The sequence below is a fragment of the Streptomyces sp. V4I2 genome (assembly GCF_030817655.1).
GTDB classification, from domain to species: Bacteria; Actinomycetota; Actinomycetes; order Streptomycetales; family Streptomycetaceae; genus Streptomyces; species Streptomyces plumbiresistens.
The window spans coordinates 1,305,195-1,325,527 of record NZ_JAUSZM010000003.1 but is presented as its reverse complement, the minus strand read 5'-3'; the positions used below and the strand labels follow the sequence as shown (position 1 = coordinate 1,325,527).

Annotated in this window: 19 protein-coding genes; 12 read left to right on the top strand and 7 right to left on the bottom strand. The window is 71.3% G+C overall.

Annotated elements, in window-relative coordinates:
* Positions 1-4 precede the first annotated feature (4 nt).
* Positions 5-910 (bottom strand): proline iminopeptidase-family hydrolase, encoded by a 906-nt coding sequence (locus tag QFZ76_RS07035; protein ID WP_307672895.1) that lies wholly within the window; start codon positions 908-910, stop codon positions 5-7.
* 240 nt (positions 911-1,150) lie between these two features.
* On the opposite strand from QFZ76_RS07035, the gene QFZ76_RS07030 reads away from it, so the two are divergent.
* From QFZ76_RS07030 to QFZ76_RS07020, 3 genes are all read left to right on the top strand, one after another.
* Positions 1,151-1,921: a FadR/GntR family transcriptional regulator gene (locus QFZ76_RS07030; protein WP_307672894.1), complete on the top strand. Its 771-nt coding sequence runs from the start codon at positions 1,151-1,153 to the stop codon at positions 1,919-1,921.
* Between the two features lie 516 nt (positions 1,922-2,437).
* On the top strand, positions 2,438-3,223 hold the full coding sequence (locus tag QFZ76_RS07025; RefSeq protein WP_307672893.1) for a cyclase family protein: 786 nt from the start codon (positions 2,438-2,440) through the stop codon (positions 3,221-3,223).
* A complete protein-coding gene (locus tag QFZ76_RS07020) occupies positions 3,220-4,854 on the top strand; it encodes a thiamine pyrophosphate-binding protein (RefSeq protein ID WP_307672892.1) in 1,635 nt (544 codons plus the stop codon). The genes QFZ76_RS07025 and QFZ76_RS07020 overlap by 4 nt, the downstream gene beginning before the upstream one ends.
* A 114-nt stretch (positions 4,855-4,968) precedes the next feature.
* Here the strand turns inward: QFZ76_RS07020 and QFZ76_RS07015 are convergent, their stop codons facing one another.
* From QFZ76_RS07015 to QFZ76_RS07005, 3 genes are read right to left on the bottom strand one after another with little or no spacing between them, the layout of a single operon-like run.
* A complete protein-coding gene (locus QFZ76_RS07015) occupies positions 4,969-6,462 on the bottom strand; it encodes a tripartite tricarboxylate transporter permease (protein WP_307672891.1) in 1,494 nt (497 codons plus the stop codon).
* A gap of 1 nt (position 6,463) precedes the next feature.
* Entirely contained in the window at positions 6,464-7,000 is a 537-nt protein-coding gene (locus tag QFZ76_RS07010; protein WP_307672890.1) for a tripartite tricarboxylate transporter TctB family protein, read from the bottom strand.
* Positions 6,997-8,007: a tripartite tricarboxylate transporter substrate binding protein gene (locus tag QFZ76_RS07005; protein WP_307679949.1), complete on the bottom strand. Its 1,011-nt coding sequence runs from the start codon at positions 8,005-8,007 to the stop codon at positions 6,997-6,999. Before QFZ76_RS07005 ends, QFZ76_RS07010 begins: the two co-directional genes overlap by 4 nt.
* A gap of 201 nt (positions 8,008-8,208) precedes the next feature.
* On the opposite strand from QFZ76_RS07005, the gene QFZ76_RS07000 reads away from it, so the two are divergent.
* Both QFZ76_RS07000 and QFZ76_RS06995 read left to right on the top strand, forming a co-directional pair.
* Positions 8,209-9,894: an ATP-binding protein gene (locus QFZ76_RS07000; protein ID WP_307672889.1), complete on the top strand. Its 1,686-nt coding sequence runs from the start codon at positions 8,209-8,211 to the stop codon at positions 9,892-9,894.
* Positions 9,891-10,643: a response regulator gene (locus QFZ76_RS06995; RefSeq protein WP_307672888.1), complete on the top strand. Its 753-nt coding sequence runs from the start codon at positions 9,891-9,893 to the stop codon at positions 10,641-10,643. Before QFZ76_RS07000 ends, QFZ76_RS06995 begins: the two co-directional genes overlap by 4 nt.
* A gap of 62 nt (positions 10,644-10,705) precedes the next feature.
* On the opposite strand, the gene QFZ76_RS06990 is transcribed toward QFZ76_RS06995, so the two are convergent.
* Entirely contained in the window at positions 10,706-11,335 is a 630-nt protein-coding gene (locus QFZ76_RS06990) for a response regulator transcription factor (protein WP_266444820.1), read from the bottom strand.
* Positions 11,332-12,582 carry a sensor histidine kinase gene (locus QFZ76_RS06985; RefSeq protein ID WP_307672887.1) on the bottom strand — a complete coding sequence of 417 codons (1,251 nt, stop codon included), beginning with the start codon at positions 12,580-12,582 and terminating at the stop codon, positions 11,332-11,334. The genes QFZ76_RS06990 and QFZ76_RS06985 overlap by 4 nt, the downstream gene beginning before the upstream one ends.
* 167 nt (positions 12,583-12,749) lie before the next feature.
* On the opposite strand from QFZ76_RS06985, the gene QFZ76_RS06980 reads away from it, so the two are divergent.
* On the top strand, positions 12,750-13,526 hold the full coding sequence (locus QFZ76_RS06980) for a class I SAM-dependent methyltransferase (protein WP_307672886.1): 777 nt from the start codon (positions 12,750-12,752) through the stop codon (positions 13,524-13,526).
* A gap of 374 nt (positions 13,527-13,900) precedes the next feature.
* On the opposite strand, the gene QFZ76_RS06975 is transcribed toward QFZ76_RS06980, so the two are convergent.
* Positions 13,901-14,089 (bottom strand): hypothetical protein, encoded by a 189-nt coding sequence (locus QFZ76_RS06975; protein WP_307672885.1) that lies wholly within the window; start codon positions 14,087-14,089, stop codon positions 13,901-13,903.
* A gap of 279 nt (positions 14,090-14,368) precedes the next feature.
* Between QFZ76_RS06975 and QFZ76_RS06970 the strand changes: the two genes are divergently transcribed.
* From QFZ76_RS06970 to QFZ76_RS06945, 6 genes are all read left to right on the top strand, one after another.
* Positions 14,369-15,484 carry a Gfo/Idh/MocA family protein gene (locus QFZ76_RS06970; protein ID WP_307672884.1) on the top strand — a complete coding sequence of 372 codons (1,116 nt, stop codon included), beginning with the start codon at positions 14,369-14,371 and terminating at the stop codon, positions 15,482-15,484.
* Complete coding sequence (locus tag QFZ76_RS06965; RefSeq protein WP_307672883.1) at positions 15,481-16,407, top strand: PmoA family protein; 927 nt, start codon at positions 15,481-15,483, stop codon at positions 16,405-16,407. The genes QFZ76_RS06970 and QFZ76_RS06965 overlap by 4 nt, the downstream gene beginning before the upstream one ends.
* Entirely contained in the window at positions 16,401-17,162 is a 762-nt protein-coding gene (locus tag QFZ76_RS06960) for a cupin (RefSeq protein WP_307672882.1), read from the top strand. Before QFZ76_RS06965 ends, QFZ76_RS06960 begins: the two co-directional genes overlap by 7 nt.
* Positions 17,163-17,256: 94 nt before the next feature.
* Positions 17,257-18,540, top strand: coding sequence for an ABC transporter substrate-binding protein (locus tag QFZ76_RS06955; protein WP_307672881.1), 1,284 nt, complete (start codon positions 17,257-17,259; stop codon positions 18,538-18,540).
* On the top strand, positions 18,537-19,475 hold the full coding sequence (locus tag QFZ76_RS06950) for a carbohydrate ABC transporter permease (RefSeq protein WP_307672880.1): 939 nt from the start codon (positions 18,537-18,539) through the stop codon (positions 19,473-19,475). The genes QFZ76_RS06955 and QFZ76_RS06950 overlap by 4 nt, the downstream gene beginning before the upstream one ends.
* Positions 19,472-20,332: a carbohydrate ABC transporter permease gene (locus QFZ76_RS06945; RefSeq protein WP_307672879.1), complete on the top strand. Its 861-nt coding sequence runs from the start codon at positions 19,472-19,474 to the stop codon at positions 20,330-20,332. The genes QFZ76_RS06950 and QFZ76_RS06945 overlap by 4 nt, the downstream gene beginning before the upstream one ends.
* The last annotated feature ends 1 nt before the right edge of the window (position 20,333 follow it).

Sequence of the window (20,333 nt, the reverse complement as noted above, 5' to 3'; positions counted from 1 at the left end):
AGGGTCAGTCGGTGGAGTCGAGGAAGGCGCCCACGACCCGCAGGTAGAGCTCCTCCTCCTCGACGTGCGGCATATGGCTGGAGTGCTCGAAGAGGTGCCAGCGGACGTCGGGGATGTGGTCGGCGAAGGGGCGGACGGTCTCGGGGGTCGCCTCGTCGTAGCGCCCGGACACCAGCAGGGTCGGCACCTCGACCAGGTGCAGCCGGTCGATCACGGACCAGTCCTTGAGCGTGCCGACGACATGGAACTCGTTCGGCCCGTTCATCGTGTGGTACACGGTCGGATCGGCCGCGATGGTGTCCCAAGTGGCCTGTACCTCGGGCGGGTTGGGGACAAGTCGGCACACATGGCGCTCGTTGAAGACCTGCTCGGCCGCCCGGTAGTCGGGGTGGTCGGTGGTCCCCGCCGTCTCGTGGGCGAGCAGGGTGTGCTGGACCTCCGGCGGGAGCTCCTCACGCAGCTCGTTCGCCGCCGACAGCCACAGCTCCATGGACGCGGGGGAGTTGGCGATGACCAGGCCGCGCAGCCCGGGCGGTCGGCGTACGGCGTGCTCGGCGGCGAGCATGCCGCCCCAGGACTGGCCGAGGAGATGGTAGGCGTCGGCGATGCCCAGCGACTTGAGGAGATTGTCGAGTTCGTCGAGGAAGAGCTGGACGGTCCAGAAGTCGGCGCCCTCGTGGGGCAGGTGGGTGGACAGTCCGGTGCCGAGCTGGTCGTAGTGCACCACGGTGCGGCCCTGCCCGGCGATGCCCGCGATGCCCGCGATGCTGAGGGTGTAGTTGTGACCGGCGCCGGGTCCGCCGTGCAGGACGACCAAGGGTGTCCTGCCCGGTTCGCCCGTGATCCGGTACCAGGTGGACCAGCCGTTGAAGTCGACGGTTCCGGTGTGGTTCGGTTCGGGGATCGCCACGGGGAAGCCTCCCAGACCGGCCGGAATCAGCCGGCCGCTGTCTGAAACGAGATGGGTGTGACGGATGGGTGAGATACTGATTGGGCAAAAGGTCAGTGCACAAGACCTTTTGACGGGGGCAGGGCAAGACGTAACGACGTGTTCACGTGGCCCGCGCCCGTTTACAGAGGCGTCGCTCGATGGGGAGGACAACTGACATCCGCACCTGAGTCACCCGAACCGGGAGACGAGTTCTCCCGCGTGCTCGACCGTGTGCTCCACGGCGGAACTCCGTCGTCGTCGCTGCGCCCCGTGCGGGTGACCTCGGCGGTCGACGAGGTCTCCGACCGGCTGCTCACCGCGGTCGCCGTCGGGGACTTCCTGCCCGGCGAACGGCTGCCGGCCGAACGCGAACTCACCGGGCTGCTGCGGGTGAGCCGACCCACCGTGCGCGAGGCCGTCGGACGCCTCCAGGCGCTGGGTGTCATCGAGATCCGCCGGGGCCGCAACGGAGGAGCCTTCGTCCGCGACACCTGGAGCGAGTCCTCCGCCGCCGCGGTCCGCCGTACGCTGCTGCCCCGGTGGGAGGAGTTCGAGCAACTCTTCGACCTGCGCGGCCTGGTGGAAGGCATGGTGGCCGCGACGGCCGCCCGGCGCCGACGGCCCGAGGACCTCGAGCCGATGCGCGAGGCCCTGGCCGCGCACCTCTCCGCGTCCACTCCCCGCGAGGAACAGGCCGCCGACAGCGCGTTCCACAAGAGCATCTGCGCGGCCACCCACAATCCGCAGATCGCCCTGCTCAGCCGGGACCTGCTGACCCGGATCAGCCTCGGCTTCCCGATCGAGCCGTGGGGCAAGGGCGAGCGATCCCACTTCCACCGGGCGGGCGAGGGCCACACGGCTCTGTACGAGGCGATCGCGGCGGGCGAACCGGAGCGCGCCGAGGAGATCGCCCGGGGCCACTTCCTGATCAGTGCCGAGATGATCCGGGACGTACTGGCCCGCGTCCGGGCCGGAGAGTCGTCGTCCTGACGGTTCCAGCGCGGCGGCCGGACGTTCATTGCTCCGGCAGCCACTCACTGAGGGCGTCGATGAGACGGTCTAGCGCGGGCTGCTCGGCGGAGCGGTCCGTGACGACCGTGCGGCCGTCGAACCCGAGCGTGTACTGGAACATGTCCCTCGCTCCCATGTCCATGGTGAAGGCGGGGACCTCGTCCAGCGCCGGGTCACCGAGAAGCGTGCGCAGTTCCTCGAACCGGGCCGGGCTGATCCGGCGGGTCGGGGCCGGGGACGGGCACGGGCAACGGGCTCGTGGTGGGCGAGGCCGATACGGAGGGGGAGGGCGGCCAGACCCAGAACGCCGACCATGAACGCCACCGCCGTACCTCTGCCGAACACCGCGCCCCCCACCCGTCGATCGCCTCAACTGGCTTGTCCGTACCACGGAACCGCGTGTTCCAGCCCTTGGAGAACGGCTGCTCCTGCACCTGAACAACCGTCATGCCGGGCTGGCATGCTGTCAGTTCCGCGATGTCTCAGGAGGCCCTCATGTCCGAGCCGTCCGTCCTCGCCGCGCTGGTGTCCGGGTTGCGTGGCGGGTCGATCGAAGTCGTGGATCTGACCTCGCCGCTGTCGTCGTCGACACCGGTGATCCAACTGCCCCCGGAGTTCGGCCAGACGGCCGTGTTCGAGCTGGAGGAGATCAGCAGGTACGACGACCGGGGTCCCGCCTGGTACTGGAACAACTTCCGCAGCGGCGAACACACCGGTACGCACTTCGACGCCCCCAACCACTGGGTCACCGGCAAGGACCTCGCCGACGTGGCGTCCGTGCCGGCGCACCGGCTGATCGCACCGGCCGCCGTGCTGGACTTCACCGCCGAAGCGGCCCAGGATCCGGACTTCCTCGTGGAGGTGGACCACATGAAGGCGTGGGAGGCCGAGCACGGGCCGTTGCCCGACGGCGGCTGGCTGCTGCTGCGCACCGGCTGGCACGCCCGCGCCCACTCGCAGGAGACGTTCCTGAACGCGGACGAGAACGGCCCGCACACCCCCGGCCTGTCACCGGAGTGCGCCCGCTGGGTGGCCGAGGAGTCGCCGGTGATCGGACTCGGCGTCGAGACGGTGGGCACCGACGCCGGAGGCGCGCACGCCTTCGACCCGCTCTTTCCGTGCCACTCCTATCTCATGGGCAGCGACAAGTACGGGCTGACCCAGTTGCGGAACCTCGCCGAGCTCCCGGCGACCGGCTCCGTCGTCGTCGCGGGACCGTTGCCCATCGTCACGGGCTCCGGGGCTCCCGCGCGGGTGCTCGCGCTGGTGGAGCGGTCATGAAGGTCGCGGAGGCGGTCGGGCGGGCGCTGACCGAGGCGGGGGTCCGCCAGGTCTTCGGTGTGGTCGGATCGGGCAACTTCCATCTCACCAACGCCATGATCGCGGCGGGTTCACGGTTCGTCGCCGCCCGCCACGAAGGCGGCGCGGCGACCATGGCCGACGCCTACACGCGCATGAGCGGCACGGTGGCCGCACTGAGCGTCCACCAGGGACCCGGCCTGACGAACGCCCTCACCGGAGTCGCCGAGGCAGCCAAGAGCCGTACGCCCCTCCTCGTCCTGGCCGCCGAGGTGACCGAGCCGAGGTCCAACTTCTACGTCGACCAGGAGGCGCTGGCCCACGCGCTCGGGGTGCCGACCGCACGGGTCACGTCGGCCGGGACAGCGGTGGAGGAGGCCCGCGCCGCGCTGCGACGAGCCCTGCACGAACGACGTACCGTCCTGCTCAACCTGCCCTTGGGGGTACAGGGGCTGGACGCCCCCGAAGGTCCGCCCGCCGCACCGCTGCCGAAGCGGGCAGCGGTCGAGCCCGCGCACACCGACGTGGCGGCGCTGGCGCAGGTCCTCGAACGGTCGCGGCGGCCCGTCTTCGTGGCCGGCCGCGGATCACGCCCGCCCGGCGCCCGGGACGCCCTGGAAGCGCTCGCCGAGCGCTACGGCGCCCTGCTGGCGACCTCGGCCGTGGCACGCGGTCTGTTCCACGGCAACCCGTGGTCCCTCGACGTGTCCGGAGGCTTCGCGTCGCCCTTGACGGCCGAGCTCATCCAGGCCGCCGACACGATCGTCGGCTGGGGCTGCTCGCTGAACATGTGGACCATGCGGCACGGCCAACTGATCGGTCCCGACACCACCGTGGTCCAGGTCGACGACGACGCCTCGGCGCTCGGCGCGCACCGCGAGGTGCACCTCGGGATCACCGGCGACGTGGCGGTCACGGCGAGGCAGGTGCTGCAGAAGGCGAGCGGGAAACGACAGGGATACCGGACCGACGGCATCGCGGCCGACATCGCCGCACGCGTGCGCTGGCGGGACGTCCCGTACGACGACACGAGCACCCGTGAACTGATCGACCCGCGCACGCTGAGCATCGCGCTCGACGACATCCTCCCCGCCCAGCGGGTGATCGGCGTGGACTCGGGCAACTTCATGGGCTACCCGAGCATGTACCTGTCGGTGCCGGACGAGCGCGGATTCTGCTTCACCCAGGCGTTCCAGTCGATCGGCCTGGGGCTCGCCACCGCGATCGGCGCGGCGCTGGCCCAGCCGGACCGGCTACCGGTGGCCGCGCTCGGGGACGGCGGCGCGATGATGGGAGCCGCGGAACTCGACACGGTACGCAGGCTGGGGCTGCCGATGGTGGTCGTCGTCTACGACGACGAGGCCTACGGAGCGGAGGTCCACCACTTCGGCCCTCACGGACACCCGCTCCAGACGGTCGAGTTCCCGCCGACGGACATCGCCGCCGTGGCACGGGGCCACGGCTTCGAGGCGGTGACCGTGCGGACGCGGGCGGACCTGAAGGCCGTGGAGGACTGGGTCGCCGGGCCACGGTCCGCGCCGCTGCTCATCGACGCGAAGGTGGTCAAGGACCGGGGTTCGTGGTGGCTCGAGGAGGCGTTCCGAGGCCACTGAGAGCGATGGCCACCGAGAGTGCCGGCCACCGAGAATGCCGGCCACCGAGAATGTCGGCCAACTGAGAACGCCGGGGCGCGATACGCACGGACGTACCGCGCCCCGACGCCCGTCTCAGGCGTCCGCGCGGGGCCGTACCACGAGCCGCTTCAGCAGCGGCCAGGCCAGCAGCAGCACGATGACCACGTACACGGTCACCGCGAACGGGGTGTTCACCAACCCCTTCACACTGCCGTCGCTGATCTGCAGCGCCCGCCTCAGCTGCTGTTCGGCGTTCGGGCCCAGGATGACGCCGATGACGGCGGGCAGGACTGGGAGGCCGTAACGCCGCATGCCGAACCCGATCAGGCCGATGACCAGCAGGATCACCAGGTCGACGACCTCGCCGCCGACCGCGTACGCGCCGACCGCCGCGAAGAACAGGATCCCCGCGTACAGGTACGGCCGCGGGATGCGCAGCAGCTTGGCCCACACCGGCGCCAGCGGCAGGTTGAGCGCGAGCAGCAGCACCATGCCGACGAACAGTGACGCGATCAGGCCCCAGACCAGCTCGGGTTCGCGCTCGAAGAGCAGCGGGCCCGGCTGGATGCCGTACTGCTGGAAGGCGGCCAGCATCACCGCGGCGACCGCCGTGGTCGGCAGCCCGAGGGTCAGCATGGACACCAGCGTGCCCGCCGCCGAGGCCGACGCCGCCGACTCCGGTCCCGCGACGCCCTCGATGGCACCCTTGCCGAACTCGTCCTTGTGCTTCGAGAGACGTTTCTCCGTGACGTACGACAGGAAGGTGGGGATCTCCGCGCCGCCCGCCGGGATCGCGCCGAACGGGAAGCCGATGAGCGGCCCGCGCAGCCACGACTTCCACGTCCGCCGCACATCGGCACGGCCCAGCCACGGCCGGCCCACCGGGATCGGCTCGCCCGGCGTGCGCCGCAGATGCGCCGCCACCCACAGGGCCTCGCCGATCGCGAACAGACCGACCGCCACGATCACCACGTCGACGCCGTCGGCGAGTTGGAGCGAACCGAAGGTCAGCCGCTGCTGCCCGGTCATCTGGTCCAGGCCCACCAGGCCGATCGTCAGCCCGATCAGCAGCGACGCAAGGCCCCGGATCCGCGACGAACCCAGCACCGACGTCACCGCGATGAACGCCAGCACCATGATGGCGAAGTAGTCCGGAGCACCGATGTCCACCGCCAGATCGGCGACCGTCGGCGCCAGCGCGACCAGCAGGATCGTGCCGATCAGGCCGCCCGCGAAGTGACCGATGGCGGCGGCCGCGAGCGCCTGCGCGCCGCGCCCCGCCTTGGCCATCGGGTTGCCCTCCATGGCCGCGACCACGGCGGCGCTCTCGCCAGGAGTGTTGAGCAGGATGGAGGTGGTCGAACCGCCGAACATCGCGCCGTAGTAGATGCCCGCGAACATGATGAACGCGGCGACGGGGTTGAGTCCGTAGGTCACCGGCAGCAGCAGCGCGACCGCCATCGCGGGTCCGATGCCGGGCAGCACGCCGATCGCCGTGCCCAGCAGCACACCGAGGGCGGCCCACAGCAGGTTGACCGGGGTGAGGGCCGTACCGAACCCGTCCATCAGGGAGTTGAGGGCGTCCATGTCACAGCACTCCCATCAGCGGGCCGCCGGGCAGCGGCACCCCGAGCAGGTTGTTGAAGACGGCGTAGGTGACGAGGGAGAGGACGGCCGCGATGAGCGGATCGCGGTCGACGCGGCGGCTGCCGAGCGCGAAGGCCGCTCCCCAGAACAACAGGGCGCCCGCGACCGGGAAGCCGAGGGGCTCGATCAGGATCGCCGTGCCGAGGAAGACCCCGGTGAGCAGCAGGACCGTACGCCAGTCGGCCGGTTCGGACAGGTCGACGTCCTCGCCGGTCTCGGCCTGGCCGCGGCCGCCGCGCAGCACGTCGACGGCGAGCAGGGCGGCGACCACCAGCAGGCCGATACCGACGACCACCGGCACGGTCTTGGGTCCGACCGGCCCGCGCTGGGTGATGTCGACGTCCATGGTGAGCGCGTCGGTCAGGACGAGCACGCCGAGGGCCAACAGCAGGACACACACGCCGAGTTCGGAGTGGTCGCGCAGCCAGGAGCGCCGCTCGTCCGAAGGCGCGGGGGGATTGTCGGTCTGCGTCGTCATAGTCCCAGCTCCTTCAGCACGGACACCACGCGCTTGTCCTGGGCGTCCAGGAAGTCGCCGAACTTCTCGCCGGTCAGGAACGCGTCGTCCCAGCCGTTCTGCTGCATCGACTTCTGCCACTCGGGCGAGTCGTGCAGTTCCTCGATGAGCCGGGTGAGTTTGTCGCGCTCGGCCTCGGAGATGCCTGGCGGGGCGACGATCCCGCGCCAGTTGGTGAAGTCGACGTCGTAGCCGGACTCCCTGAGCGTGGGCGCGTCGAGTTCGCCGACCCGCTCGGGGCCGGTCACCGCGAGCACCCTGAGCTCGCCCGCCTTGATCTGGTCGAGGTACTCGCCGACCCCGGACACCCCGAAGGCGACCTTGCTGCCGAGGATGGAGGCGAGCAGCTCGCCGCCGCCGTCGAAGGGGATGTAGTTGACCTGCTTCGGCGCGATCCCGGCGGCCTTCGCCATCAGCATCGGCGCGAGGTGGTCCGGCCCGCCCGGCGAGGAACCGCCGCCCACCGGGAGCTTGCCGGGATCCTCCTTCCAGGCGCCGATCAAATCGTCGATCGTCTTGTACGGCGAGTTCTTGGCGACCACGACGACGTCCTGCTCCTCGGTGAGCCGGGCGATCGGGGTGGTGTCGTCCAGCGTCTTCGGCGCGTGGTTGGAGCGGACGGCGCCCACCACACCGAGGCCCATCGACATGGCGAGCTTGCCGTTGCCGTGCTCGCTCACCAGCCGGCTCAGCCCGACGGTGCCGCCGGCACCCGGCAGGTTGAACACCTCGATGTTGTGCGTGAGTCCGGCGTCCTCGGCGTTCTTCGCGGCCGTCCGGGCCGTGATGTCGTAGCCGCCGCCGGGCGTGTTGGGGACCATGAGGCGCAGGCCCGGAATCTGTGTGCCGGTCTCGGCGCCGCCGCCGGCCGTGAGCAGCGGAGGACCTACGAGGACGAGCACGGCGGCCCCGAGCAGGGCAAGGGGGTGCGCAGGCGCACGAGTGCCACCACCTGTCGGTACGTCGATGGGATACGGGAGGCCCTGTGGGGGAGGGTGACGTGGGCCACATGGTGCCCGCGCCTCTTCGACATGTCCCGCTTGCGGAAGCAACGGAGGTTGTGGTCGTTGTGACCACCGGGCGAAGGTGACCACCGGGCGGAGTCGCGCACCGGTCGAAGGCGCGCACGTCTCTTTCCCCGGCCGCAGGTGGGCGCCATGATGGCGGCCGTGACCGCCACCTTCCGTCGTCAGACTCTCGCGGGCGAGATGCTGGTGCTCCAGCTCGCCATCGTCGTGGTCGTGCTGTGTGCGGTCGCCGCTGTCTCCCTCGCCCAGTCGGAAGCCACCTTCAACCGGGTCGAGGGCCGGCGGGTGGTCGCGCTGGCCGAGCAGCTCGCCGCCAATCCCCTGGTCCGCAGCCAGCTGGTGCAGCCCGCACCGCAGCGGGCCCTGGCTCCGCTGGTGAACTCCACGCAGACGCAGTCCGGGGTCACCTCCGTGACGGTCGCCGACGGCGACGGCCGGATCGTCGGCTCCACCAACCCGACGGCGATCGGCGCCCCGCTGTCCCTCGGCGGGGGAGCGGACGAGGGGCGGGGCTGGTCCGGGTCGCTGACCGTGGACGGGGGACGTGAACTCGTCGCCCAGGTACCGGTCCTCGGGGCCACGCAGGAACACCTCGGAGAGCAGCTGGGCACCGTGATGATCGGTGAGGCGGATCCGACGGTGTGGCAGCGTCTGAGCGGCGCCTCCTCCTACCTCCTCGCCTACCTGGGCATCGCCAGCGCACTCGGCGTGGCCGGCTCCTGGCTGCTCGCCCGGCGCGTCAAACGGCAGACCCTCGGCCTGGAACCCCGCGAGATCGCCGGGCTGGCCGAGCACCGGGAGGCGATGCTGTACGGCATAGCCGAGGGCGTGGTCGCTCTGGACCCGCACCTCCGCCTCACCCTCGTCAACGAGATGGGCCGGCGGCTGCTCGACCTGCCCGAGGACTGTGTGGGCCGCAGCCTCGCCGAACTCGGCATCGAGGGACGGCTGCGGGACGTCCTCGCCGGTGACCGGGAGGGCACGGCCGGCGGTCGGCGCGACGGGGGTGACCCGGTCGGCACCGCCGACGACCGGCGTGACCAGGTCGTCGTCCGGCACGGCCGGGTGCTGGTGATGAACCGGATGACCGTCGCCAAGGACGGCCGCCCGCTCGGCTCCGTCACCACCCTGCGCGACCGCACCGAACTGGCCCGGCTGGAACGGGAGATCGGATCCTTCCGCAGCTCCTCCGAACTGCTGCGCGCCCAGGCCCATGAGTTCGCCAACCAGCTGCACACCATCTCCGGACTGATCCAGATCGGCGAGCAGGACGAGGTCGTGCATTACATCCGCGCGCTCAACCGCCGCCGCCAGTCGCTCGACGTCTCCCTCAGCCGCCGGGTCCGCGACACCGCCGTCGCCGCCCTGCTCATGGCGAAGTCCTCCCTGGCCGCCGAACGCAGGGTCAGCCTGCGGATCTCGGACCGCACCGCGCTGGACCGGCTCACCCCGGAGGACGCCGCCGACGTGGCGACCGTGGTGGGCAACCTCGTCGACAACGCCGTCGACGCCGCTGCCGCCCAGGAGGGTGACGGTGCCTGGGTCGAGGTGGAACTGCGTCAGGACGCCTCCAGTGTGGAGATCGTGGTCCGCGACTCCGGCCCGGGCGTCGCACCGGAACTCGCCCGGGAGGTGTTCGCGCACGGATTCACCACCAAGGCCGCCCGGGAGGGCGAGCGCGGCATCGGTCTGGCGCTCACCCGCCTGGTCTGCGAGCGTCACGGGGGTGAGATCTCGGTGACCAACACCCCGGACGGGGCCATGTTCACCGCACGCATGACCGTCAGCCACCTCACCGACGCGGTGGCGGAAGGAGCGCCTCGATGACTGCCTCGACCGGGACGACCGACACGATCGACGTGCTCGTCGTCGACGACGACTTCATGGTCGCCAGAGTCCACCGCGCCTTCGTCGAGCGGGTCGCGCCGTTCCGGGTCGTCGGCGTGGCCCACACCGGCGAGCAGGCGGCCCTCGCCGTCGACGAACTGGGTCCGGACCTCGTCCTGCTCGATCTGTATCTGCCCGACCTCTTCGGTCTGGACGTGATTCCCCGGCTGCGTACCGCGGGCCACGACTGCGACGTCATGGTCATCAGCGCCGCCCGGGAGGCGCACGCGGTGCGCGGCGCCGCCCGGCACGGCGTCGTCGACTACCTCCTGAAGCCCTTCGACTTCGAGGACCTGCGCGTCCGCCTGGAGCGCTACGCCGTGCAGCGGGGCCGGCTGCTCGCCACCGTCGTCCGCAGCCAGGCTGACGTGGACCGGGTGCTGGCGGGTGCGGCCGCACCGGCGTCGGCCGTCGGCGCGCTGCCCAAGGGCATGAGCGTGGAGACCGCCGAGCTGATCGAACGCACGCTGCGGGAGGCGGATGGCTCCCTGTCCGCCGCCGAGTGCGCGACCCTCTCCGGCGTCTCCCGCGTCAGCGCCCGCCGCTACCTGGAGCACTTCCACACCATCGGCAGCGCGGACGTGTCCCTCCGCTACGGGGCGACGGGGCGGCCCGAGCGCCGCTACCGGTTCCGCGGACGGTCCGAGGGACTGCGGACGGGAGAGGCGGCCCGCGCCCAGCGCCGGTGACGAGGGGCCGCCGTACGCCGGGGAACCTCCCGGCCGCCGTACGCCGAGGGACCTCCAGGCCGTCACGCCAGCAGCCGTCTCTCCTTGGCGACCGCCACCGCACCGGCCCTCGTGTCCACCCCCAACTTGCCGTAGATCCGCCCGAGATGGGTCTTGACCGTCGCCTCGCTGATGAACAGGGCCCGGGCGATCTCCCGGTTGCCCAGGCCGCGCGCGAGCTGCCCGAGGATCTCCTGCTCGCGCGTGGACAGGGCGGGACGCGGGCTGCGCAGCCGGGTCATCAACCGGTCGGCCACCGGGCCCGACAGAGCCGTGCGTCCGGCGGCCGCGTTGTGGATCGCCGTGAACAGTTCGTCGGGGTGCTCGGCCTTCAGCAGGTAGCCCGTGGCGCCCGCTTCGACGGCGCGGGTGATGTCGGCGTCGGTGTCGAACATCGTCAGCACCAGAACACGCGGCCCCTGGGCACCGTCGGACGTCAGGCGCCGCGTGGCCGTCACGCCGTCCATCCCGCCGCCGAGCTCGAGGTCCATCAGTACGACGTCGGGACGCAGCCGCGCGGCCATGGCGAGCGCCTCCTCGCCGGTGGCCGCCTCACCGACCACGTCGATGCCGTCGGCGCTGGACAGCAGGGCGCGCAGCCCCGCACGCACCACGGCGTGGTCGTCGCACAACAGCAGCCGGACGGGCGTCACAGGGCGGGCTCCTTCGGGGTGTCCGAGGCGGACCGGACCGTGGCGGCCAAGGGTGCCAGGGGGATCGCCGCCGACACGACGGTGCCCTCGCCCGGCGTGGACTCCACGGTGAGCGTGCCGCCCGCCTGCCGCGCCCGGATGCGCATGGCGGGCAGCCCGTGCCCGCGCGCGCTGTCCGGGGCCGGGCCGGACCGGGTGCGCGAGGGGTCCGCCTCGAATCCGCGCCCGTCGTCGGCGACGTCCAGCGAGATCTGGTCGTCCAGGCAGGTCAGGGTGAGCGCGGCCCGGGTCGCCGCCGCGTGTTCGCGCACATTGGCCAGCGCTCCCTGGGCGATCCGCAGCAGCGCCGCCTCGACCCGCTCCGGCAGCCGGCCCGGCTCGCCGTCGAGCCGGAACTCCACGGTCAGTCCCGGGCCGCTCTCCCGTTCGGCGAGTACGGCGAGCGCGCCCGGCAGCGTGTGGGCGGCGAGGTCGGCCGGGGCGAGGTCGTGCACGAACCGGCGGGCCTCCACAAGGCTGCGGGAGGTGATCTCCGCCGCCCGGTGGACGTGTGCGCGGGCCGCCTCCGGGTCCGTCCCCCAGACGCGCCCGGCGGCCTGGAGCAGCATCTGCTGACTGGACAGGCCCTGCGCGAGGGTGTCGTGGATCTCCGTGGCCAGCCGCTGGCGTTCCGCCAGGACACCTGCCCGGCGCTCGGTGACGGCGAGTTCGTGACGGGTGCGGACCAGGTCGTCGATCAGGACGCGCTGCCGGGCCCCTTGGCGCTGCAGATGCACCATCACGGCGGTGGCGACCGCGGCGACAGCGGGCGGGGCGACGACCATGTTGGGGTTCAACGTGCCCTCGGCGACGCGTATTTCGGAGGCCACGACCAGCGCGGTGAGCGCGGCCGCCACCGGCACCGCGATCCGCGGGGGCAGCGCGTGCAGACCGGCGAACAGCAGCGGCATCGCGCACCAGGTGGCGCTCGGCGCGAGGGCGAGGAGCACGAGCCAGACCGCGGACACCGAGCCCAGCCAGACCAGATGGCGTCTGGTCGGCGGCGAGCCGGGGCGCGGCGCCGGAGCCAGGAAGCGACCGAGGACGTACAGCAGCCCGAAGACCGCGAACAGCGCCACCACCCACCCGGTGTGTACGCCGCCCTGGTCGCGGGTCAGGAAGCGGGCGAACGAGGAGCCGAGCAGCAGGAGGAACGCGGCGTGCACGACCGCGCCCAGCCAGCGCTCGTCCGGATCGGTGTCTCTCATCCTCCGTGTCTAACGCGTCCGGCGCGCGGCCGCATCAACCGATCGGCTGACCCACCGGTCGCCCGAACCGCCTCAGGACGGCAGACTGTCGACCGAGGCGACCGCAGCGATCCCGCGCCGAGGCTGGTACCCAGACCTCGTACCGCTCGAAAAGGCAGAGAATCCACATGCCCGCCAAGAACCTCAACTCCAACCGCGCCGCCCTCGGCCACCGTGTCGGCTACGCCCTGCGCCATCCCGACCGGGTGCCCCGCCACCTGGCCCGCGCCGCCCGGGACCTGTGGCTGCGCCGCCGCCACCCCGACCACGTCTCCTACTACCGCGCCGTGATGCGGTCCGACACCCGGGCAGACCCGGACGCGGCGGTCGGCAGCCGCAGCCGTGAGCGGTGGCTCGCGCTCGGCGCGATGCAGCTCGACTATCTCCTCGGCCATGGGCTGCGCCCCGAACACCGCATGCTGGACATCGGCTGCGGCAACCTGCGGGGCGGCTGGCGGTTCATCCGGTACCTGGAGCCCGGGCACTACCACGGCATCGACATCTCGCCCGACATCCTCGTCGCCGCGCAGGCCACCATCGTGGAGATGGGCCTGCAGAAGCGGCTCCCGACGCTGACCCCGGTCCGCGACCTGACGCTGCGGTTCCTGCCCGACGCCCACTTCGACGTGGTGCACGCACACAGCGTCTTCTCCCACTCGCCGCTCCCGGTCATCGACGAGTGCCTGGGCCACGTCGGCCGCGTGCTCGCGCCGGGCGGCTGGTTCGACTTCACCTTCGACCGCACCGAGGGCGAGGAGCACCACGTCCTCCGGGAGGACTTCTACTACCGCACCGAGACGCTCGTGGCCCTGGCCGAACAGCACGGGCTGCGGGCCCGCTTCATGGACGACTGGGAGGAACTCCCGCACGGCCAGTCCAAGATCCGTGTCACCCACGGACCCTGAAGCGACTGCTCTGCCACGTCGACATGGCTCAGTCCCGGGAGTACACCTGCCCTCGCCCAGCACGGCAGCGCTGGTGCGGTTCGTGCTCGAGTCCTCGATGCAGCCGCGCAGCCGCATCACGTCGTGCTCGGGCAGGGCGGGCCGGATCACGCCGGTGCAGACGCCGTCCTTCATACGGCTCAGCGTGGCGTCGTCGTTCTGCGCGGCGGTGGATCGGCGGCAGGTCTCCCCTCTGGTCCCGGCGCGTCCGCGGGTGGACGCAGCGGCTGCACGCGGCGGGCGGAGTCGAGGACGGTCCGTACGGCGGTGGTGAACTGCTCCCAGCCGCGCACATTCCAGCGGCACCACGGCCAGGTGTGCCACCTGAAATCGCGTCAGGCGTGCTGCCGCTGTCCGCGGCCGCGCAGGAGGCTCGCGCCCGCACCGATCGAGACGACACCCATGCCGACGCTGGTCATCAGCCCTTGCGCACCGTCGACGAGGAACGGCGCGGCCGCGGCGACGGTGAGGTTGAACAGGAACAGGAACCACAGAGCGGGCTCGGAGGAGAGCAGAGCCTTCATGGGAGTTTCCTTTCACAGGGGGCCTCGGGTGCCCGGTCGGTGCGTCGGCCCTGGTGAGATCAACGATCCCGTCATCGGCCCGCGGTCACGAGAGAGCGCGCTCCCGAAACCGAGGTGTAGGCCGCTGCACCGCCGCGGATCCGCCGCGGTCGCCGGAGCCGACGGCAGCCGAGGCCTTCCAACATCACTGCAGGGGGGTTGTCCGGACATTCCTCGGCACCTAGGCTCGCTCGGAGCAAGCGCTTTCTGCGCGTCCGTCGGCCGTACCAGGAGAACTGCATGCCCCCGCTCCCAGCCCGTCGCCGCGTCGCCGTGGTCGGTACTGGTGCCATCGTCAGCGGCAGCCACCTGCCCGCCCTCAGAGCTCACGCCGACCGGGTGGAACTGGTCGCCGCCGTCGACGTGGACCAGGACCGGCTCGACCGGTTCCGGGCACTCGCGGGCGGTGAGGTCGCCGGACACACGTCGATGGACGCGATGCTGGACGCCGTACGCCCCGACCTGGTGCTCATCGGCACGCCGCCGTCCCTGCACCGGGAGCAGACGGTGGCCGCGCTGAAGGCGGGCGCCTGGGTGCTGTGCGAGAAGCCGCTGACCCTGTCACTCGCCGAGTACGACGAGATCGCGGCGGCCGAGGAGGCCTCGGGCGCGTACGCCTCCGTGGTCTTCCAGCACCGCTACGGCTCCGGCGCGGTGCACGCCCGGGAACTGATCGCGAGCGGCGAGCTGGGCGCCCCGCGGGTCGCGCACTGCCAGACCACCTGGCACCGGGACGCCGCCTACTACGCCGTGCCGTGGCGCGGCAAGTGGGCCACGGAGGGCGGCGGGCCGACCATGGGACACGGCATCCACCAGTACGACCTGCTGCTGCACCTGCTCGGCCCGTGGACGGAGATCCGGGCCATGGCGGTGCGGCTGGTCCACGACACCGAGAGCGAGGACGTGTCCACGGCCCTGGTCCGGTTCGAGAACGGCGCCCTCGCCACCGTCGTCAACAGCGTGCTCTCCCCGGACGAGGTCAGCCGCATCCGCATCGACTGCGCGGACGCGACGGTCGAGCTCACCCACCTGTACGGGCACCGCAACCAGGACTGGACCTACACCCCGGCCCCGCACGTGGCCGCCGAGCGCGCCGAGGCCTGGCGCACGCCCGCCTCGGACGTGCCCAGCTCCCACACGGCGCAGCTGGGCGCGCTCCTCGACGCGTTCGACAACGGTGTCAGGCCGCCCAACAGCGGCACCGAGGCCCGCGCGACCCTCGAATTCGCCGCCGCGCTCTACAAGGCCGCGTTCACCGGCAGCCCGGTGCACGCGGGCGAGATCGCACCCGGCGACCCGTTCTACCCGGCCATGCACGGCGACCACCCCCACTGGGCCCCCAAGGAGCGCGCATGAGCATCCGCGTCAGCCACGTCCACGGCGAGCACATCGCGGTCGAGGCGGCGGACGGCACGGAGATCCTCCGGTACGTCTACCGCCCCGACCCCGACGCCTTCGAGTCCCGCAAGCCGTATGCCCACCCGGTCCGCACCCTCGCCGGACGCACGGTCACCGGCTACCGCCCGAACGACCACCGCTGGCACAAGGGCCTGCAGATGACCGCGAGCCATCTGTCCGGCCAGAACTTCTGGGGCGGCAACTGCTACGTCCACGGCCAGGGTTACCTTCCCCTGCCCGAGCGGGTCGGCTCGATGCGGCACGACGGCTTCCCGGTGTTCGCCGTGGAGGACGACCGGCTCACCTTCGCCGAGGAACTCACCTGGGTGGAGAACGGCGGCGCGGAGTGGGCGCGCGAGGAGCGGGGTCTCGCCGTCCACTCGGTCGACGAGGAGACCGGCGCCTGGGCGCTGGACTGGTCGATCCGCCTCACCAACATCCGTGACCAGCCCCTGGCCTTCGGTTCCCCGACCACCGCGGGCCGCGAGATGGCCGGTTACACGGGCCTCCAGTGGCGCGGGCCGCGCGACTTCACCGGCGGCACCGTCTTCGGCCCGGACACCGACGCCGACGCCGACAAGCTGATGGGCAGCCAGAGCCCGTGGCTCGCCTTCAGCACCGAGCACGACGAGGCCGACGGGCACTCCACGCTCGTCTTCGCCCACGCGCCGGAGAACCTCGACGCGCAGACGGCCGTCCACGAGTCGCACTGGTTCGTGCGCTCCGAGCCGTTCCCGACGGTCGCGTTCTCCTGGGCGTTCTTCGAGGAGTTCGAGCTGCCGCCGGGGGAGTCCTTCGCGTATCGCTACCGGGTGGTCGTCGCCGACGGGGCCTGGGACGGTGAGCGCGTCGGCACGTACCTGGAGGGCCTGCCGTGGTGAGCGAGTCCAAACCGACTCTCCCGCACCCGCTTCCCGGCGCCGTCGGCCTGTCCCACCTGAGCGCCTACGACTGGGAGGCCGCCGACGGCGTGTGCGGCGGCAGCCCGCATCTGCACCTGGTGTGCACGGAGGCCTACGTCGTCACCGGTGGCCGGGGCGCGGTGCAGACGCTGAGCCCCGACGGCTACCGGGACATTCCCCTGGAGCCGGGCTCGGTCGCGTGGTTCACGCCGGGCACCGTGCACCGGATGGTGCAGGGTGGTGATCTGCGGATCACCGTGCTGATGCAGAACAGCGGGCTGCCGGAGGCGGGAGACGCCGTCTTCACCTTCCCGCCCGAGATCCTCGCCGACCCCGAGCGGTACGCGGCGTCCGCCACCCTGCCCCCGGGCACCGGCGAGGACACGGCGGCGGCGGCCCGGCGTCGCAGGGACCTCGCCGTCCAGGGCTATCTCGCCCTGCGCGAGTCCCTCGTCGCCGGGGACAACGGCCCCTACCGGGAGTTCCAGCGCGCCGCCGCCCGGCTGGTGCGCGCCAAGGTGCCGAACTGGCGCGAGCTGTGGCGGGCCGGCGCGCTGGCCACCGCAGAACGCACCGGCGCCCAGCTGGACGCGCTGGCCGACGGCGAACCGGCCTACCTCGACGAGGCGACCGCCCACGAAACCGCGCCCACAAGGCTCGGCGGTTTCGGGATGTGCGGCCGACGCGACGAGTACAACCTGCCGGGCACGACACTGCCGTACGGCGGCGAGTAGCGGCAGGCCCTCAACAGGGGGCCGCTGAAGGGGAGATCACGGGGAGTCCAGGGGGGACAACAGAAGGTCCGAGGAGAGAAGAGGTGACCTCGGCATGCCCGGACACAGGACAAAGGGGTTCTGCGCGTCGGCCGCCGCACTGGTGCTCTGTGCGCTACTGGCTGGCTGCGGGGGATCCGGGGAGTCGGTGGGCGGTGGCAAGGTCGTCCTCCGCTACACGTGGTGGGGCAACCCCGACCGCGCGGAACGCACCGAGCAGGCCGTCGCGCTGTTCGAGAAACAGCACCCGGACATACGGGTGCAGACCTCGTTCTCCGGTTACGACGCCTACAAACAGAAACTCGCCGTCCAGGCCTCGGGCGGCGACGCCCCCGACGTGATGCAGCTGGACTACCGCCAGATCGACCAGTACGCCTCCGGCGGGGTCCTGTTCGACCTGGCCAAGCAGAAGACGGTTCTGCGCACCTCCGAGATCGATCCCGGACTGCTCGACACGGGCCGTGTGGACGGCGTCCAGTACGCGGTCCCGCAGGGCCGGGGCACCGAGACCGTCGTCTACGACGTCAAGGCCTGGAAGGACTCCGGCGTACCGCTCCCGAAGTGGGGGTGGACCTGGGACGATTGGGCCGAGGCCGTGCGCGCCCTCAAGGAGCGGACCGGCAAACCCGGCGCCACCGACCCCGGGCAGAGCGAGGACAGCTTCGAGGTCTGGCTGCGCGGACAGGGCAAGTCCCTCTACACCGAGGACGGCGGACTGGGTTTCACCGCCGTCGACCTCACCCGGTGGTGGACCTTCACCGACAAGCTCCGCCGTGCGGGAGCCGTCTCCTCGGCCGAGCAGACCACCCAGATCGACGGCACCGTGGAGAACACCCCCCTCGGCCGTGGTACGGCCCTCAGCGACACCAACTGGGACGCCCCGGCCAGCGGTTACCTCGCCATCATCCCGAGCGGCGTCGCGCTGGCCCCGATGCCGTCCGGGGCGGACGGCACGCCCGGCCAGTACTTCAAGCCGTCGATGTTCCTGGGCGTGGGCGCGAGCACCAGCCATCCGAAGGCGGCGGCGCAGCTCATCGACTTCCTGATCAACGACGACGAGGCGGCGAAGATCCTCGGCGCCACCCGTGGCATCCCCGTCAACGAGACCATCCGCAAGGAGACCGCGCCGCTCCTGAAGGACTTCGACAGGACCGTCTCCGACTACCAGGCCTCCCTGGAAGGGAAGTTGAAGGATCCGCCGCAGGCCCCGCCCTCTGGCGACAACGCCCTCCAGACCACTTTCCAGCGAGACTACGACCAGGTGTCCTACGAGCGCATGTCGCCCCGTGAGGCGGCCGAGAACTACGTCACCGAGGCGAAGGCGGAGCTGAGGTCATGACCACCACCGCGATCCCCGCCGAGTCCAAGCGCGCCACGCCCCCCGCACCGAAGCGCCGGCCCAAACGCGAACGCGAGGGCGCCGCCTGGGTGTTCCTGTCCCCGTGGGTCCTCGGAGCAGTCGTCCTCACCCTGCTCCCGATGGCTGTGTCGCTCTATCTCTCCTTCACCGACTACAACCTCTTCGACCCGCCCCGCTGGGTCGGCCTGCGCAACTACACGCAGATGTTCACCGAGGACCCGCGCTACTGGCGCTCGGTCGTGACGACCCTGACGTACGTCGTCATCGCCGTGCCCCTCCAACTGGCGCTCGCGCTGGTCGTCGCGCTGGCCCTGAAGTCCATGAGGCGCGGCAAGGCCTTCTACCGGTCCGCGTTCTACGCGCCCTCGCTGCTCGGCGCCTCGATGTCCATCGCCCTCGTCTGGCGCGCGGTCTTCAACGACGGCGGCACGGTGGACAACCTGCTCGGCACCGGCGGCTGGGTCAACAAGCCCGGCTGGGCGCTGCTGGCGGTGGCCTTGCTGACGGTGTGGCAGTTCGGCGCCCCGATGGTCATCTTCCTCGCGGGCCTCCAGCAGATACCCGCCGAGCTGTACGAGGCGGCGGCCGTCGACGGAGCCGGAAAATGGCGGCAGTTCCTGTCCGTCACCGTGCCGATGCTGTCCCCGGTGCTGTTCTTCAACCTGGTGCTCCAGACCATCCAGGCCTTCCAGGTCTTCACACCCGCCTTCGCGGTCAGCGCCGGCAAGGGCGGCCCCGCCGACTCCACCCTCGTCTACACCATGTACCTCTACGACCGCGGCTTCGTCGCCTCCCACATGGGCTACGCCTCCGCCATGGCCTGGGTGCTGCTGCTGGTCATCGGCATCGTCACGGTGGTGCTGTTCCGCACCTCGCGTTCCTGGGTCTTCTACGCGTCCGAGGGGGACCGATGACCACAACCGCCGTCACCCGTAAGCCGGTTCGCTGGGGCCGGATCGCTCTCCACCTCGGCTGCCTGGCCGCCCTGCTGGTGATGCTCTACCCGCTGGCCTGGCTCCTGGCGACCTCGCTCAAGCCCGCCGACGAGGTCATCGCCAGCCTCGACCTGCTGCCCAGCCACCTGGAATGGTCCAACTACGAGACGGCCATGGACGGCGTCAACGACGTGTCGATCTGGCGGCTGCTCTCCAACTCGCTGCTGATCGCGGGCGGCGCGGTCCTCGGCAACGTGATCAGCTGCTCGCTCGCCGCCTACGCCTTCGCCCGGCTGCGCTTCCGCTTCCGCGGCCCGCTGTTCGCCTTCATGATCGCGACGATCATGCTGCCGCACCACGCGGTGCTGATCCCGCAGTACATCATCTTCAACCAGCTCGGCCTGGTGAACACCTACTGGCCGCTGATCCTGCCGAAGTTCCTCGCCACGGAGGCCTTCTTCGTCTTCCTCATCGTGCAGTTCATGCGCGGTCTGCCGCGCGAGCTGGAGGAGGCGGCCCGCATCGACGGCTGCGGCCCCTTCCGCAGCTTCTTCCAGGTCGTCCTGCCGCTCACCCGGCCGGCGCTGATCACCACGGCGATCTTCACCTTCATCTGGACCTGGAACGACTTCTTCACCCAGCTCATCTACCTCTTCGACCCGGAGAAGTTCACCCTCACCCTCGCCCTCAGGTCGTTCGTGGACGCCTCCAGCCAGTCGTCCTTCGGCCCGATGTTCGCGATGTCGGTGATCGCGCTGCTGCCGATCGTGCTGTTCTTCCTCGCCTTCCAGCGCTTCCTGGTGGAGGGCATGGCCAGCTCCGGACTCAAGGGGTGAA

Bases quoted from the DNA above. Each gene is read 5' to 3' on its own strand.
- QFZ76_RS07025 (WP_307672893.1), top strand. From the start codon at position 2,438: ATGTCCGAGCCGTCCGTCCTCGCCGCGCTGGTGTCCGGGTTGCGTGGC.
- QFZ76_RS07020 (WP_307672892.1), top strand. From the start codon at position 3,220: ATGAAGGTCGCGGAGGCGGTCGGGCGGGCGCTGACCGAGGCGGGGGTC.
- QFZ76_RS07015 (WP_307672891.1), bottom strand. From the start codon at position 6,462: ATGGACGCCCTCAACTCCCTGATGGACGGGTTCGGTACGGCCCTCACC.
- QFZ76_RS07010 (WP_307672890.1), bottom strand. From the start codon at position 7,000: ATGACGACGCAGACCGACAATCCCCCCGCGCCTTCGGACGAGCGGCGC.
- QFZ76_RS06995 (WP_307672888.1), top strand. From the start codon at position 9,891: ATGACTGCCTCGACCGGGACGACCGACACGATCGACGTGCTCGTCGTC.
- QFZ76_RS06985 (WP_307672887.1), bottom strand. From the start codon at position 12,582: ATGAGAGACACCGATCCGGACGAGCGCTGGCTGGGCGCGGTCGTGCAC.
- QFZ76_RS06980 (WP_307672886.1), top strand. From the start codon at position 12,750: ATGCCCGCCAAGAACCTCAACTCCAACCGCGCCGCCCTCGGCCACCGT.
- QFZ76_RS06975 (WP_307672885.1), bottom strand. From the start codon at position 14,089: ATGAAGGCTCTGCTCTCCTCCGAGCCCGCTCTGTGGTTCCTGTTCCTG.
- QFZ76_RS06970 (WP_307672884.1), top strand. From the start codon at position 14,369: ATGCCCCCGCTCCCAGCCCGTCGCCGCGTCGCCGTGGTCGGTACTGGT.
- QFZ76_RS06965 (WP_307672883.1), top strand. From the start codon at position 15,481: ATGAGCATCCGCGTCAGCCACGTCCACGGCGAGCACATCGCGGTCGAG.
- QFZ76_RS06955 (WP_307672881.1), top strand. From the start codon at position 17,257: ATGCCCGGACACAGGACAAAGGGGTTCTGCGCGTCGGCCGCCGCACTG.
- QFZ76_RS06950 (WP_307672880.1), top strand. From the start codon at position 18,537: ATGACCACCACCGCGATCCCCGCCGAGTCCAAGCGCGCCACGCCCCCC.
- QFZ76_RS06945 (WP_307672879.1), top strand. From the start codon at position 19,472: ATGACCACAACCGCCGTCACCCGTAAGCCGGTTCGCTGGGGCCGGATC.